13 protein-coding genes are annotated in these 13796 nt (G+C 64.1%); all 13 read left to right on the top strand.

What is annotated here, in order from left to right; all coding sequences use genetic code 11:
• Window positions 1–52: 52 nt before the first annotated feature.
• Entirely contained in the window at window positions 53–4264 is a 4212-nt protein-coding gene (rpoC, locus tag ACVCMC_RS08290; RefSeq protein WP_395117258.1) for a DNA-directed RNA polymerase subunit beta', read from the top strand.
• A 177-nt stretch (window positions 4265–4441) separates the two neighbouring features.
• Window positions 4442–4816 carry a 30S ribosomal protein S12 gene (gene rpsL, locus ACVCMC_RS08285; protein WP_007083021.1) on the top strand — a complete coding sequence of 125 codons (375 nt, stop codon included), beginning with the start codon at window positions 4442–4444 and terminating at the stop codon, window positions 4814–4816.
• Between the two features lie 203 nt (window positions 4817–5019).
• Window positions 5020–5487, top strand: coding sequence for a 30S ribosomal protein S7 (rpsG, locus tag ACVCMC_RS08280; protein WP_007514548.1), 468 nt, complete (start codon window positions 5020–5022; stop codon window positions 5485–5487).
• Window positions 5488–5679: 192 nt separating this feature from the next.
• Complete coding sequence (gene fusA / locus ACVCMC_RS08275; RefSeq protein WP_395117261.1) at window positions 5680–7797, top strand: elongation factor G; 2118 nt, start codon at window positions 5680–5682, stop codon at window positions 7795–7797.
• A gap of 158 nt (window positions 7798–7955) precedes the next feature.
• On the top strand, window positions 7956–9146 hold the full coding sequence (tuf, locus tag ACVCMC_RS08270; protein ID WP_395117250.1) for an elongation factor Tu: 1191 nt from the start codon (window positions 7956–7958) through the stop codon (window positions 9144–9146).
• A 535-nt stretch (window positions 9147–9681) separates the two neighbouring features.
• On the top strand, window positions 9682–9993 hold the full coding sequence (gene rpsJ / locus ACVCMC_RS08265) for a 30S ribosomal protein S10 (RefSeq protein ID WP_007082173.1): 312 nt from the start codon (window positions 9682–9684) through the stop codon (window positions 9991–9993).
• Between the two features lie 20 nt (window positions 9994–10013).
• The gene (gene rplC, locus ACVCMC_RS08260; protein ID WP_395117262.1) at window positions 10014–10655 is read left to right on the top strand and encodes a 50S ribosomal protein L3; all 642 of its coding nucleotides are present in this window, start codon (window positions 10014–10016) and stop codon (window positions 10653–10655) included.
• Between the two features lie 11 nt (window positions 10656–10666).
• Window positions 10667–11269: a 50S ribosomal protein L4 gene (gene rplD, locus ACVCMC_RS08255; RefSeq protein WP_395117264.1), complete on the top strand. Its 603-nt coding sequence runs from the start codon at window positions 10667–10669 to the stop codon at window positions 11267–11269.
• The gene (rplW, locus tag ACVCMC_RS08250) at window positions 11266–11559 is read left to right on the top strand and encodes a 50S ribosomal protein L23 (protein ID WP_395117266.1); all 294 of its coding nucleotides are present in this window, start codon (window positions 11266–11268) and stop codon (window positions 11557–11559) included. The genes rplD and rplW overlap by 4 nt, the downstream gene beginning before the upstream one ends.
• A gap of 17 nt (window positions 11560–11576) precedes the next feature.
• Window positions 11577–12401, top strand: a complete 825-nt coding sequence (gene rplB, locus ACVCMC_RS08245) for a 50S ribosomal protein L2 (protein ID WP_395117268.1) — start codon at window positions 11577–11579, stop codon at window positions 12399–12401.
• A 12-nt stretch (window positions 12402–12413) separates the two neighbouring features.
• Window positions 12414–12686: a 30S ribosomal protein S19 gene (rpsS, locus tag ACVCMC_RS08240; protein ID WP_108473256.1), complete on the top strand. Its 273-nt coding sequence runs from the start codon at window positions 12414–12416 to the stop codon at window positions 12684–12686.
• A complete protein-coding gene (gene rplV / locus ACVCMC_RS08235) occupies window positions 12686–13021 on the top strand; it encodes a 50S ribosomal protein L22 (protein WP_007082179.1) in 336 nt (111 codons plus the stop codon). Before rpsS ends, rplV begins: the two co-directional genes overlap by 1 nt.
• Window positions 13022–13036: 15 nt before the next feature.
• A complete protein-coding gene (gene rpsC / locus ACVCMC_RS08230) occupies window positions 13037–13789 on the top strand; it encodes a 30S ribosomal protein S3 (RefSeq protein WP_136259089.1) in 753 nt (250 codons plus the stop codon).
• The last annotated feature ends 7 nt before the right edge of the window (window positions 13790–13796 follow it).

Here is a 13796-nt window from a genome sequence, read left to right as displayed (position 1 = left end):
TTGTTCGAACTGCGGACCTCGACCCAAGAATTTGCTCCGACCGGAGATTCAAATGAAAGACTTGCTCAACCTCTTCAACCAGCAGCGTGCGACGCCGGATTTCGACGCGATCAAGATTGCGCTCGCGTCGCCGGAGCTGATCCGCTCGTGGTCGTACGGTGAAGTGAAGAAGCCGGAGACGATCAACTACCGTACCTTCAAGCCGGAGCGTGACGGCCTGTTCTGCGCGGCCATCTTCGGTCCGGTGAAGGACTACGAGTGCCTGTGCGGCAAGTACAAGCGCATGAAGCACCGCGGCGTGGTCTGCGAGAAGTGCGGCACGGAAGTGACGCTGGCCAAGGTGCGTCGCGAGCGCATGGGCCATATCGAGCTGGCCAGCCCGACCGCCCACATCTGGTTTCTCAAGTCGCTGCCCTCGCGCATCGGCCTGATGCTGGACATGACCCTGCGCGACATCGAGCGCATCCTGTACTTTGAGGCCTTCGTGGTGATCGACCCGGGCATGACCGCGCTGGAGCGCGGCCAGCTGCTCAGCGAGGACCAGTACCTGGAGGCGACCGAGGAACACGGCGACGAGTTCGACGCGCGGATGGGTGCCGAGGCGGTATTCCACCTGCTGAAGTCGCTCGACCTGCCGGGCGAAGTCATCCGCCTGAAGGAAGAGATCGCCTCCACCAATTCCGAGACCAAGCTGAAGCGGCTGACCAAGCGCGTCAAGCTGATCGAGGCGTTCCTGGAATCCGGCAACAAGCCGGAGTGGATGGTGCTGACCGTTCTTCCCGTGCTGCCGCCGGATCTGCGTCCGCTGGTGCCGCTGGATGGCGGCCGCTTCGCGACCTCCGACCTGAACGACCTGTACCGCCGCGTCATCAACCGCAACAACCGTCTGAAGCGGCTGCTCGAGCTCAATGCGCCGGACATCATCGTGCGCAACGAGAAGCGCATGCTGCAGGAATCGGTCGATGCGCTGCTCGACAACGGCCGCCGCGGCCGTGCCATCACCGGCACCAACAAGCGCGCGCTGAAGTCGCTGGCCGACATGATCAAGGGCAAGCAGGGCCGCTTCCGCCAGAACCTGCTGGGCAAGCGCGTTGACTACTCCGGTCGTTCGGTGATCGTGGTCGGCCCGACCCTGCGCCTGCACCAGTGCGGTCTGCCGAAGAAGATGGCGCTGGAGCTGTTCAAGCCATTCATCTTCGCCAAGCTGCAGGCGCGTGGCGAAGCCACCACCATCAAGGCGGCAAAGAAGCTGGTCGAGCGCGAAGAGGCCCAGGTGTGGGACATCCTCGAAGAGGTGATCCGCGAACATCCGGTACTGCTGAACCGTGCGCCGACCCTGCATCGCCTCGGCATCCAGGCGTTCGAGCCGAAGCTGATCGAAGGCAAGGCGATCCAGCTGCATCCGCTGGTCTGCACCGCGTTCAACGCCGACTTCGACGGCGACCAGATGGCTGTCCACGTGCCGCTGTCGATCGAGGCGCAGCTGGAAGCGCGCACCTTGATGATGTCGACCAACAACATCCTGTCGCCGGCGAACGGCGAGCCGATCATCGTGCCGACCCAGGACGTCGTGCTGGGCCTGTATTACCTGACCCGTGAGCTGATCAACGCCAAGGGCACCGGCATGGTGTTCTCCGGCATTGGCGAGGCACGTCGCGCATACGACAACCGCGCAGTCGAGTTGCACGCCAAGGTCAAGGTGCGCATGAAGCTGGTGCACATCGCCGAAGACGGTACCCGCACGCAGCAGACCAGGATCGTCGATACGACGGTCGGTCGCGCCTTGCTGGCCGAGATCATGCCCGAGGGCCTCCCGTTCGAGCTGGCCAACACCGAGCTGACGAAGAAGAACATCTCGCGTCTGATCAACTCCAGCTACCGTCTGCTGGGCCTGAAGGACACGGTCGTGTTCGCCGATCAGCTGATGTATGCCGGCTATCGCTACGCGACTCGTTCGGGCATCTCGATCGGCATCGACGACATGCTGATTCCGGCCGAGAAAAAGCCGATCCTGGAAGAGGCCGAGAAGGAAGTCGTCGAGATCCAGCAGCAGTACCAGTCCGGTCTGGTCACCGCCGGCGAGCGCTACAACAAGGTGGTCGACATCTGGTCGCGCACCAGCGAGCTGGTGGCCAAGGCGATGATCGACGGCATCGGCACCGAGAAGGTGGTCGATGCCGACGGCAAGACGGTCAACCAGAAGTCGATGAACTCGCTGTACATCATGGCCGACTCCGGCGCGCGTGGCTCGGTGGCGCAGATTCGCCAGCTGGCCGGCATGCGCGGCCTGATGGCGCGCCCGGACGGCTCGATCATCGAGACCCCGATCAAGGCCAACTTCCGCGAAGGCCTGAACGTGCTGCAGTACTTCAACTCGACCCACGGCGCCCGCAAGGGCCTGGCCGATACCGCGCTGAAGACCGCCAACTCCGGTTACCTGACCCGTCGCCTGGTCGACGTGGCGCAGGACGTGGTCATCACCATGGACGACTGCGGCACCGAGGACGGCATCACCATGCAGCCGATCGTCGAAGGCGGCGACGTGGTCGAGCCGTTGCGCGACCGCGTGCTCGGCCGCGTGGTGGTCGAGGACGTCTACGCCCCGGGCGACGACGACCAGCCGATCGTCACCCGCGACACCCTGCTCAACGAGGCACTGGTCGAGAAGCTGGACAAGGCCGGCGTGCAGATCATCAAGGTGCGTTCGCCGATCACCTGCGAAGCCGAACATGGCGTGTGCAAGCTGTGCTACGGCCGCGATCTGGCCCGTGGCCATCTGGTCAACATGGGCGAGGCCGTGGGCGTGGTGGCCGCGCAGTCGATCGGCGAGCCCGGCACCCAGCTGACCATGCGCACCTTCCACATCGGCGGTGCGGCTTCGCGTGCGGCGGCGGTGGACAACGTGACGGTGAAAACCACCGGTTCGCTGAAGTACAACAACCTGAAGTCGGTGCAGCACAAGCAGGGCCATCTGGTGGCGGTGTCGCGTTCCGGCGAACTGAGCGTGATCGACGCCAGCGGCCGCGAGCGCGAGCGCTACAAGGTGCCGTACGGCGCCACCATCGCGGTCAAGGACGGTGCGGCGGTCAAGCCGGGCCAGACCGTGGCCAACTGGGACCCGCATACCCACCCGATCGTCACCGAGGTGGCCGGCGTGGTGCGCTTCATCGACTTCCTCGACGGCGTCACCGTGCAGAGCCAGACCGACGAACTCACCGGCCTGGAGTCGGCGGTGGTCACCGATCCGAAGCGCCGCGGCGCACAGGCGAAGGACCTGCGTCCGATCGTGCGCCTGGAAGACGCCAAGGGCCGCGAGCTGAAGCTGCCGGGCACCGACATTGCCGCGCAGTACTTCCTGCCGGCCGGTGCCATCGTGTCGATCCAGAACGGCGCCGAGGTGGGCGTGGGCGACGTGATCGCGCGCATTCCGCAGGAGAGCTCGAAGACCCGCGACATCACCGGCGGTCTGCCGCGCGTGGCCGACCTGTTCGAGGCGCGCAAGCCGAAGGAGCCGGCGATCCTGGCCGAGCGTTCGGGCATCGTCAGCTTCGGCAAGGACACCAAGGGCAAGCAGCGCCTGGTCATCAAGGACGTCGACGGCAACGAGCACGAGGAACTGATTCCGAAGTGGCGTCAGGTCATCGTGTTCGAGGGCGAGCATGTGGAGAAGGGCGAAACCGTCGTCGACGGCGAGCCGAGTCCGCATGACATCCTGCGCCTGCTGGGCGTGGAGCCGCTGGCCGGTTACCTGGTCAAGGAGATCCAGGACGTGTATCGCCTGCAGGGCGTGAAGATCAACGACAAGCACATCGAGGCGATCATTCGCCAGATGCTGCGCAAGATCGAGATCGTCGAGCCGGGCGACAGCCATTACCTGCGCGGAGAGCAGATCGAGCGCGTGCGGATCAACGCCGAGAACGAGCGGGCCGTGGCCAAGGGCGAGCGACCGGCCGAATACCAGTCGATCCTGCTTGGCATCACCAAGGCTTCGCTGGCGACCGAGTCGTTCATTTCGGCCGCCTCGTTCCAGGAAACCACCCGCGTGTTGACCGAAGCTGCGGTGCGCGGCACCCGTGATACCTTGCGGGGCCTGAAGGAAAATGTTATTGTCGGCCGTCTCATTCCGGCAGGCACGGGCTTGGCGTACCACGCATTGCGTCGTCGCCAGGGCGGTTTGACCGCCACGGAGCTCGAGACGCTTTCCGGAACCACGCCTGCGACCCCGGTCGCAGAGGTGACCGGTGCAGATGGTGGTGCCGAGTAAGCCCGTTCGAGGCTTCACTCGCTGACATACGAAATGAGGCGCAGGGACGCGCCTCGTGTTCGGGTCAAGGACGGCAGGGCGTCAGCTTGCCCATGGCAAGCGGCTCATGTTAAATTCCCGCTTCTTGGCAGACCGAGCTTGATCGGGCTGCCTTTATGTTTTCAGGAACAGCTACGCATGACGACAGTCAACCAGTTGGTGCGCAAGAACCGCAGTCCCAAGACCTACAAGAGCGGTTCGCCGGCCTTGCAGAGCAGCCCGCAGCGCCGCGGCGTCTGCACGCGCGTTTACACCACCACCCCGAAAAAGCCGAACTCGGCCCTGCGCAAGGTCGCCAAGGTGCGCCTGACCAACGGTTTCGAGGTCATCAGCTACATCGGCGGTGAAGGGCACAACCTGCAGGAGCACTCCGTGGTGCTGATCCGCGGCGGCCGTGTCAAGGACCTGCCGGGTGTGCGCTACCACACGGTGCGCGGCAGCCTCGATTGCGCCGGCGTGACCAAGCGCCGCCAGTCGCGTTCCAAGTACGGCGCCAAGCGCCCGAAGAAGTAACGCCCGGGCCTGCCAGGCAGGCGGGCAGGGTCGACCGCCCGGGTTGCCGGGTCGGGCACCTGCAAGAGTGAGACATCTGGAAAGTGCGGCCATGGACGGGCGCTTTGGCTTCGCAGGCGGGATGCCTGCAAAAACATCGATGCGGCCATAACGGCTGCTTTTCGTGCGGGCAGGGTTGCCTGCGAAAACAACGGACAACAAACATGTCGCGCAAAGGTTCACATCCCGCCCGTCTGGTTCTGCCGGATCCCAAGCATGGCAGCCAGCTGATTGCCCGCTTCATCAACATGGTGATGAAGAGCGGCAAGAAGTCCGTGGCTGAGAGCATCGTTTACGGTGCGCTGCAGCACATCGGCGAAAAGAATGCCGAGCCGGTGGCCCTGGTCGAGAAGGCACTGAACAACATCGCCCCGGCGGTCGAGGTGAAGTCCCGCCGCGTGGGTGGTGCCACCTACCAGGTGCCGGTCGAGGTGCGTCCGGGCCGTCGCATGGCGCTGGCGATGCGCTGGGTCATCGATGCTGCCCGCAAGCGTGGCGAAACCTCGATGCCGCGCAAGCTGGCTGCCGAGCTGCTGGAGGCCTCCGAAAGCCGCGGCGGCGCCGCCAAGAAGCGTGAAGAGACGCACCGCATGGCCGAGGCCAACAAGGCCTTCTCGCACTATCGCTGGTAATTGAAGTTGCGCTTGCCGCCAAACAGTGGCGGCGAGCGACAAAAGCCGCCGTCCATGGCGGACCAGGGATACCGGGCCGCTTCAATGGCGGCCAAAAGCAAGCCGCCTTCAAGGGCGGATTTCTCACAAGCTCTCGGCCCGGACGGCCGCGTCCAGACATGGGGCAGGGCTGCCCGGCAAAGGTAATCATCCATGGCACGCAACACTCCCCTCGACCGCTACCGCAACTTCGGCATCATGGCCCACATCGATGCCGGCAAGACCACGACCACGGAGCGCATCCTGTTCTACACCGGCGTCAGCCACAAGATCGGCGAGGTGCATGACGGCGCGGCCACCATGGACTGGATGGAGCAGGAGCAGGAGCGCGGCATCACCATCACCTCCGCGGCTACCACGGCCTTCTGGAAGGGCATGGATGGTTCGATGGAGCAGCATCGCTTCAACATCATCGACACCCCCGGACACGTCGACTTCACCATCGAGGTGGAGCGCTCGCTGCGCGTGCTCGACGGCGCCGTATTCGTGCTGTGCGCGGTCGGTGGCGTGCAGCCGCAGTCCGAGACCGTGTGGCGCCAGGCCAACAAGTACAAGGTGCCGCGCCTTGCGTTCGTCAACAAGATGGATCGCACCGGCGCCAATTTCGAGAAGGTCGTCGGCCAGCTGAAGTCGCGCCTCGGTGCCCACCCGGTGCCGATGCAGGTGCCGATCGGTGCCGAGGACAACTTCACCGGCGTGATCGACCTGTTGCGCATGAAGGCGATCAGCTGGGACATGGAAACCCAGGGCATGAAGTTCGAGCTGAACGACATCCCCGCCGAGCTGGCCGACAAGGCGGCCGAGGCGCATTCCTTCATGGTGGAATCCGCTGCGGAAGCCACCGAAGAACTGATGAACAAGTACCTCGAAGGCGGCGACCTCTCCACCGAGGAGATCATTGCCGGCCTGCGTCAGCGCACGCTCGCCAACGAGATCATTCCCGTGTTCTGCGGTACCGCGTTCAAGAACAAGGGCGTGCAGGCGATGCTCGACGCCGTGGTGCAGCTGTTGCCGTCGCCGGCCGACCGCCCACCGGTGGCCGGTATCGACGAGAACGAGCAGGCGGCCACGCGCAAGGCCGATGACGCCGCGCCGTTCTCCGCGCTGGCGTTCAAGATCATGACCGACCCGTTCGTGGGCTCGCTGACGTTCTTCCGTGTCTACTCGGGCACGCTGAACTCGGGCGACGCCGTGTACAACCCGGTCAAGAGCAAGAAGGAGCGCATCGGCCGCATCCTGCAGATGCACGCGAACGAGCGTCACGAGCTGAAGGAAGTGCGTGCCGGCGACATCGCCGCCGCGGTCGGCCTCAAGGACGTGACCACCGGCGACACGCTGTGCGCGCAGGATCACGTGATTACCCTGGAGCGGATGACGTTCCCGGAGCCGGTGATTTCGATGGCGGTCGAGCCGAAGACCAAGTCGGACCAGGAAAAGATGGGCATCGCGCTGGGTCGCCTGGCTGCCGAAGATCCGTCGTTCCGCGTCCGTACCGACGAGGAATCCGGTCAGACCATCATCTCCGGCATGGGCGAGCTGCACCTGGACATCCTGGTCGATCGCATGCGCCGCGAGTTCAACGTCGAGGCCAATGTCGGCAAGCCGCAGGTGGCTTACCGCGAGACGATCCGCGCTTCGGACGTCAAGTCGGACTACAAGCACGCCAAGCAGTCGGGCGGCAAGGGTCAGTACGGCCACGTCGTGATCGAGCTGTCGCCGATGACGGAAGAGGAGCGCAAGAGCCCGGACGTCAAGGACGATTTCCTGTTCGTCAACGAGATCACCGGCGGCGTGATCCCGAAGGAGTTCATCCCCTCGGTCGAGAAGGGCCTGCGCGAGACCATCACCAGCGGTCCGCTTGCCGGGTTCCCGGTGGTGGGCGTCAAGGTGAAGCTGGTGTTCGGTTCGTACCACGACGTCGACTCGTCGGAAATGGCGTTCAAGCTGGCCGCCTCGATGGCGTTCAAGCAGGGCTTCAACAAGGCCAATCCGGTGCTGCTCGAGCCGATCATGAAGGTCGAGGTGGTGACTCCGGAGGAATATGTCGGTGACGTGATGGGCGACATGAGCCGCCGTCGCGGCCTGCTTCAGGGCCAGGACGACACGCCGTCGGGCAAGACCATCGACGCGATGGTTCCGCTGGGCGAGATGTTCGGCTATGCGACCACCATCCGCTCGCTGACCCAGGGCCGTGCAACCTTCACGATGGAATTCGACCACTACGCCGAGGCACCGAACAACATCGCCGAGCAGGTGATCAAGAAGGCCTGATTGGCGCGATCGTCCTGATCGCAAGAGCAAGATCAAACAGCGGCCATCCATGGCCGTACTCTTCAAGAAAAGCAGTGCGACCTTCGACGGGTCGCGTAGATTGAAAGCGACGCGGCGGACGCCGCACTGACGAACGTTCCAGCTAGAGGTCTCAAGTCATGGCAAAGGGTAAATTCGAACGCACCAAGCCGCACGTCAACGTCGGCACGATTGGTCACGTGGATCACGGCAAGACGACGCTGACGGCGGCGCTGACGAAGGTCGGTGCCGAGCGTTTCGGTGGAGAATTCAAGGACTACAGCGCGATCGACGCGGCGCCGGAAGAGAAGGCGCGCGGCATCACGATCTCGACCGCGCACGTGGAATACGAGTCGCCGACCCGTCACTACGCGCACGTCGACTGCCCCGGCCACGCGGACTACGTGAAGAACATGATCACCGGTGCGGCGCAGATGGACGGCGCGATCCTGGTGTGCTCGGCCGCGGACGGCCCGATGCCGCAGACGCGCGAGCACATCCTGCTGTCGCGCCAGGTCGGCGTGCCGTACATCGTGGTGTTCCTGAACAAGGCGGACATGGTCGATGACGCCGAGCTGCTCGAACTGGTCGAGATGGAAGTGCGCGAGCTGCTGAGCAAGTACGACTTCCCGGGCGACGACACCCCGATCATTCATGGTTCGGCGCTGAAGGCGCTGGAAGGCGACCAGAGCGAAATCGGCGTGCCGGCGATCATCAAGCTGGTGGACGCGCTGGACAGCTACATTCCCGAGCCGGTGCGCACGATCGACAAGCCGTTCCTGATGCCGGTGGAAGACGTGTTCTCAATCTCCGGCCGCGGCACCGTGGTGACCGGTCGTATCGAGCGCGGCGTGATCAAGGTGGGCGACGAAATCGAAGTGGTCGGCATCCGCGACACGCAGAAGACCACGGTCACCGGCGTGGAGATGTTCCGCAAGCTGCTGGACCAGGGCCAGGCGGGCGACAATGCCGGCCTGCTGCTGCGCGGCCTGAAGCGCGACGACGTGGAGCGTGGCCAGGTGCTGGCCAAGCCGGGCACGATCACCCCGCACACGGACTTCGAGGCCGAAGTGTATGTGCTGTCGAAGGACGAGGGTGGCCGTCACACGCCGTTCTTCAAGGGCTATCGCCCGCAGTTCTACTTCCGCACGACCGACGTGACCGGTGCCGTGACCCTGCCGGAAGGCGTGGAAATGGTGATGCCGGGCGACAACGTGAAGATGGTGGTGAGCCTGATCCACCCGATCGCGATGGACGAAGGCCTGCGTTTCGCCATCCGCGAAGGCGGTCGCACCGTCGGCGCCGGCGTGGTGGCCAAGGTCATCAAGTAACGGTTCTTGCGGGAATTCCGGCATGGATGCCGGTTTGATCTTTGCCATCAGGGAGGATGGCTGAAGTAAAGGTCACGAGGTCGCGGGACGAACGGAACCACGCGCTGCCGGGACAACTCCCGCCGTTGAACCGGCCGCGGCTGCGCCGCGCCGGTTCACGCCGGGGCGAGTCGAGGGCGAAGTTGTTTCGCACCTCTTCACTAATCCCGGATTTACCGGTATACTTCGCAGCTCACTTGTCGGACAGACGTGTTTCTGGACGACCAACCGCGAAATGAGGCACAGGACGTGCTTCGAGTTCGCTGGCCGTGGATCGGCCTTCGCAAGTCGACGTGATCGCGGGGCTAGCCCTGTTGACACGTCGTTTTGCGCGAGATTCGGATTGTGCCAGGCGAGCGGATCGATGCTCGCCTGGTGTTTTTCAAAGGGGCCGGCAGATCATCGAGGGCCCCGGACAAGTGGCAAAAGGGCAGTGCGGAGTGGTGAGAAGCCGCTCCGGCATCACAGAACGTTCTTTCGACAACAGGACACGGTTATGGCGAACCAGAAGATTCGCATTCGGCTGAAGGCATACGATCATCGACTGATCGACCGCTCCGCCAGCGAGATCGTCGAGACGGCTAAGCGCACGGGTGCCACGGTACTCGGCCCGATTCCCCTCCCGACCAAGATCGAGCGTTACACCATTCTGACGTCGCCGCACGTCGACAAGGATGCACGCGACCAGTACGAGACCCGTACGCACAAGCGTGTACTCGACATCGTCGACCCGAACGACAAGACCGTGGACGCGCTCATGAAGCTTGATCTCGCCGCTGGCGTCGATGTTCAGATCAAGCTCGGTTGAGCGACAGACAGGATACGAAGATGAGTATCGGATTGGTTGGCCGCAAATGCGGCATGAGCCGACTCTTCACTGAAGACGGCCGCTCGATTCCGGTGACGCTGATTGAAGCGACGCCGAACCGCGTGACCCAGGTGAAGACGGACGACAACGATGGCTACAGCGCCGTCCAGGTTTCCGCAGGCAGCAAGCGTGCGAACCTGCTGACGCAGCCGCTGAAGGGCCACTACGCGAAGGCGAAGGTCGAGCCGGGTCGCGGTCTGTGGGAGTTCCGCGTTGCTGCCGAGGATCTCGGCAAGTACGCGGTGGGCTCGGAGATCAAGGCGGACGACGTGTTCTCCGTCGGCCAGATCGTGGATGTCGCCGGCGTGTCGAAGGGCAAGGGCTTCCAGGGCACGATCAAGCGCTGGAACTTCAAGATGGGCGACGCTACCCACGGCAACTCGCTGTCGCATCGCGCACCGGGCTCGATCGGTCAGCGCCAGACCCCGGGTCGCGTGTTCCCCGGCAAGAAGATGGCCGGCCAGATGGGCAACGTGAATCGTACCCAGCAGGGCCTGGAAGTGGTCAAGGTCGACGCCGAGCGTCATCTGATCGCGGTCAAGGGTGCGGTACCGGGTGCCACCGGTAGCGACGTCGTCATCCGCCCGACGACCAAGAGCTGAGGAGAGACACCATGGAACTCAATGTCATGGGTGCCAAGCCGCTCAGCGTGTCGGACGAAGTGTTCGGCGGCGAGTACAAGAAGGCCCTGGTGCACCAGGTCGTGGTTGCCTATCAGGCCGCTGGCCGCGCCGGTACCAAGGCGCAGCTATCCCGCGGCGAAATGTCCGGCACCACCAAGAAGTTCAAGAAGCAGAAGGGCGGCGGCGCCCGCCACGGTGACTACCGTGCCCCGATCTTCGTCGGTGGTGGTGTCACGTTCGCCGCCAAGCCGCGCAGCTACGAGCAGAAGGTCAACCGCAAGGCTTATCGCGTCGCGATCCGCTCGATCTTTTCCGAGCTGGTTCGCCAGGGTCGCCTGAAGGTGGTCGAGAGCTTCGGCATCGAGACGCCGAAGACCTCCGCGATGGTCGCCAAGCTGGCCGAGCTGGACGTGTCCGGTCGCGTGTTGCTGGTGTCCGAGGATGCCTCCGAATCCGTGTTCCTGGCTGCGCGCAACATCCCCTACATCCATGTGCTGGATGTCATGGGCCTGAACCCCGTCAGCCTCGTCGGCTCCGACCACGTGGTGGTCACGGTCGATGCGGTGAAGAAGATCGAGGAGTGGCTGGCATGAGCAACGAACGCATTCTCGATACGCTGCGTGCGCCGCATATCTCCGAGAAGTCGGCGCGTCTTGCCGAGCACAACCAGTATGTGTTCCTGGTCGCCCCCGCGGCGACCAAGGCCGATGTCCGCGCTGCGGTGGAAAAGCTGTTCGACGTCAAGGTCGAGCAGGTGAACCTCGTCAACGTCAAGGGCAAGGTCAAGTCCTTCCGTTTCCGCGCTGGCAATCGCCAGGGCAAGCGCAAGGCCTACGTGCGTCTTGCCGATGGCCAGGCCATCGACGTGTCCGCCAAGGCCTGAGCCAGGAGTTCTGTGAAATGGCACTAATCAACCACAAGCCGACCTCGCCGGGTCGCCGCGACGCAGTCAGCGTCCGCACGGAAGGCCTGTACAAGGGCGCGCCCTACGCTCCTTTGACCGAGGCGCAATCCCGTACCGGCGGCCGCAACCATCATGGCCGGATCACCACGCGTCATCGTGGCGGCGGTCACAAGCAGCATTACCGCATCATCGACTTCAAGCGTGACAAGGAAGGCATCGCCGCCCGCGTCGAGCGCATCGAATACGATCCCAACCGCACCGCGCACATCGCGCTGCTGTGCTACGCCGATGGCGAGCGTCGCTACATCATCGCGCCCAAGGGCGTGCAGGTGGACGATCGCCTGGTGTCGGGTCGCGAGGCGCCGATCAAGGCCGGCAACTGCCTGCAGCTGCGCAACATCCCGATGGGCAGCACGATCCACTGCGTGGAGCTGCGTCCCGGCAAGGGCGCGCAGATCGCCCGCAGCGCCGGCGCCTCGGTGCAGTTGGTTGCCCGCGAGTCCGGTTACGCCACGTTGCGCCTTCGCTCCGGCGAGATGCGTCGCGTCTCGGTCGATTGCCGCGCCACCATCGGCGAAGTCGGCAACGGCGAGCACAGCCTGAAGAAGCTGGGCAAGGCCGGCGCCAAGCGCTGGGTAGGTATTCGCCCGACCGTCCGCGGCGTGGTGATGAACCCGGTCGACCACCCGCACGGTGGCGGCGAAGGCAAGACCTCCGGCGGTCGTCATCCGGTCAGCCCGTGGGGCACGCCGGCCAAGGGCTACAAGACCCGCAACAACAAGCGCACGCAGCACTTCATCGTGCGTCGTCGTACCAAGTAACAGGAAGCCGACATGCCTCGCTCTTTGAAGAAAGGTCCCTTCGTAGACCTTCACCTCGCGAAGAAGGTGGAAGCTGCGGTTTCCGCCAACAACAAGCGCCCGATCAAGACCTGGTCGCGCCGCTCGATGATCCTGCCGGAAATGGTCGGCTTGACCATCGCCATCCACAACGGCCGTCAGCACGTGCCCGTCCTGATCAACGAGAACATGGTCGGGCACAAGCTCGGCGAGTTCGCGGTGACCCGCACGTTCAAAGGCCATGTCGGCGACAAGAAGGGCAAGTGATGAGCACTGAAGCCAAAGCGATCCTGCGCGGCGCCCGCATTTCGGCGCAAAAGGCACGCCTGGTGGCCGACCTCGTCCGCGGGCTTCCCGTGGGCCGGGCCAGCGACGTGCTCACCTATACCAACAAGAAGGCTGCGCACCTGGTTCGCAAGGTGCTGCTGTCGGCCGTCGCCAACGCCGAGAACAATCTCGGTGCCGACGTCGACGAGCTGAAGGTGTCCAGCATCTTCGTCGACGAAGGTCCGGCGATGAAGCGCATGTACGCCCGCGCCAAGGGCCGCGGTTCGCGCATCCTGAAACGTACCAGCCACATCACTGTGGTTGTCGGCAACTGACTGAGGATATAGACGATGGGTCATAAAGTTCATCCCACCGGTATCCGCCTCGGCATTGCCAAGGACTGGAACGCGAAGTGGTTCGCCAACAAGGGCGATTACGCCAAGTATCTCGTGGCCGACATCAAGGTCCGCGACATGCTGAAGAAGAAGCTGGCCGCCGCCGGCATCTCGAAGATCCAGATCGAGCGCCCGGCCAAGACCGCGCGCGTGACGATCCACACTGCCCGCCCGGGCGTGGTGATCGGCAAGAAGGGCGAGGACATCGAGAAGCTGCGCAAGGAAGTCAGCGACATGATGGGCGTCCCGACGCACATCAACGTCAACGAGGTGCGCAAGCCCGAGCTGGACGCGCAGCTGGTGGCAGAGTCCATCGCGCAGCAGCTGGAGCGCCGCATCATGTTCCGCCGCGCGATGAAGCGCTCGGTCGGCAACGCGATGCGCCTGGGCGCCCTGGGCATCAAGATCAACGTCTCCGGCCGCTTGAACGGCGCCGAGATCGCCCGCTCCGAGTGGAGCCGCGAGGGTCGCGTGCCGCTGCATACGCTGCGCGCCGACATCGACTACGGTTTCGCCGAGGCGAGCACCACCTACGGCATCATCGGCATCAAGGTCTGGGTGTACAAGGGCGAGATCTTCGATCTGGCCGCTGCCAGCCAGGAGTCGAAGGACGAACCGTCGCCGTCGCGCCGTGAAGGTGGCGAAGGCCGTCGTAATGATTCGCGTCGCGAGGCCGGTGAAGGCCGTCGCGAGCGGTCTGCGAAGTAAGGGAGAG

It is taken from the genome of Rhodanobacter sp. UC4452_H20, assembly GCF_052978205.1.
This window is presented reverse-complemented; position numbering and strand designations above follow the sequence as displayed.

Coding starts and splice junctions, on each gene's coding strand:
- rpsJ (WP_007082173.1), top strand. CDS start 9,682: ATGGCGAACCAGAAGATTCGCATTCGGCTGAAGGCATACGATCATCGA.
- rplW (WP_395117266.1), top strand. CDS start 11,266: ATGAGCAACGAACGCATTCTCGATACGCTGCGTGCGCCGCATATCTCC.
- rpsG (WP_007514548.1), top strand. CDS start 5,020: ATGTCGCGCAAAGGTTCACATCCCGCCCGTCTGGTTCTGCCGGATCCC.
- rpoC (WP_395117258.1), top strand. CDS start 53: ATGAAAGACTTGCTCAACCTCTTCAACCAGCAGCGTGCGACGCCGGAT.
- rpsC (WP_136259089.1), top strand. CDS start 13,037: ATGGGTCATAAAGTTCATCCCACCGGTATCCGCCTCGGCATTGCCAAG.
- rplV (WP_007082179.1), top strand. CDS start 12,686: ATGAGCACTGAAGCCAAAGCGATCCTGCGCGGCGCCCGCATTTCGGCG.
- tuf (WP_395117250.1), top strand. CDS start 7,956: ATGGCAAAGGGTAAATTCGAACGCACCAAGCCGCACGTCAACGTCGGC.
- rplB (WP_395117268.1), top strand. CDS start 11,577: ATGGCACTAATCAACCACAAGCCGACCTCGCCGGGTCGCCGCGACGCA.
- rplC (WP_395117262.1), top strand. CDS start 10,014: ATGAGTATCGGATTGGTTGGCCGCAAATGCGGCATGAGCCGACTCTTC.
- fusA (WP_395117261.1), top strand. CDS start 5,680: ATGGCACGCAACACTCCCCTCGACCGCTACCGCAACTTCGGCATCATG.
- rpsS (WP_108473256.1), top strand. CDS start 12,414: ATGCCTCGCTCTTTGAAGAAAGGTCCCTTCGTAGACCTTCACCTCGCG.
- rpsL (WP_007083021.1), top strand. CDS start 4,442: ATGACGACAGTCAACCAGTTGGTGCGCAAGAACCGCAGTCCCAAGACC.
- rplD (WP_395117264.1), top strand. CDS start 10,667: ATGGAACTCAATGTCATGGGTGCCAAGCCGCTCAGCGTGTCGGACGAA.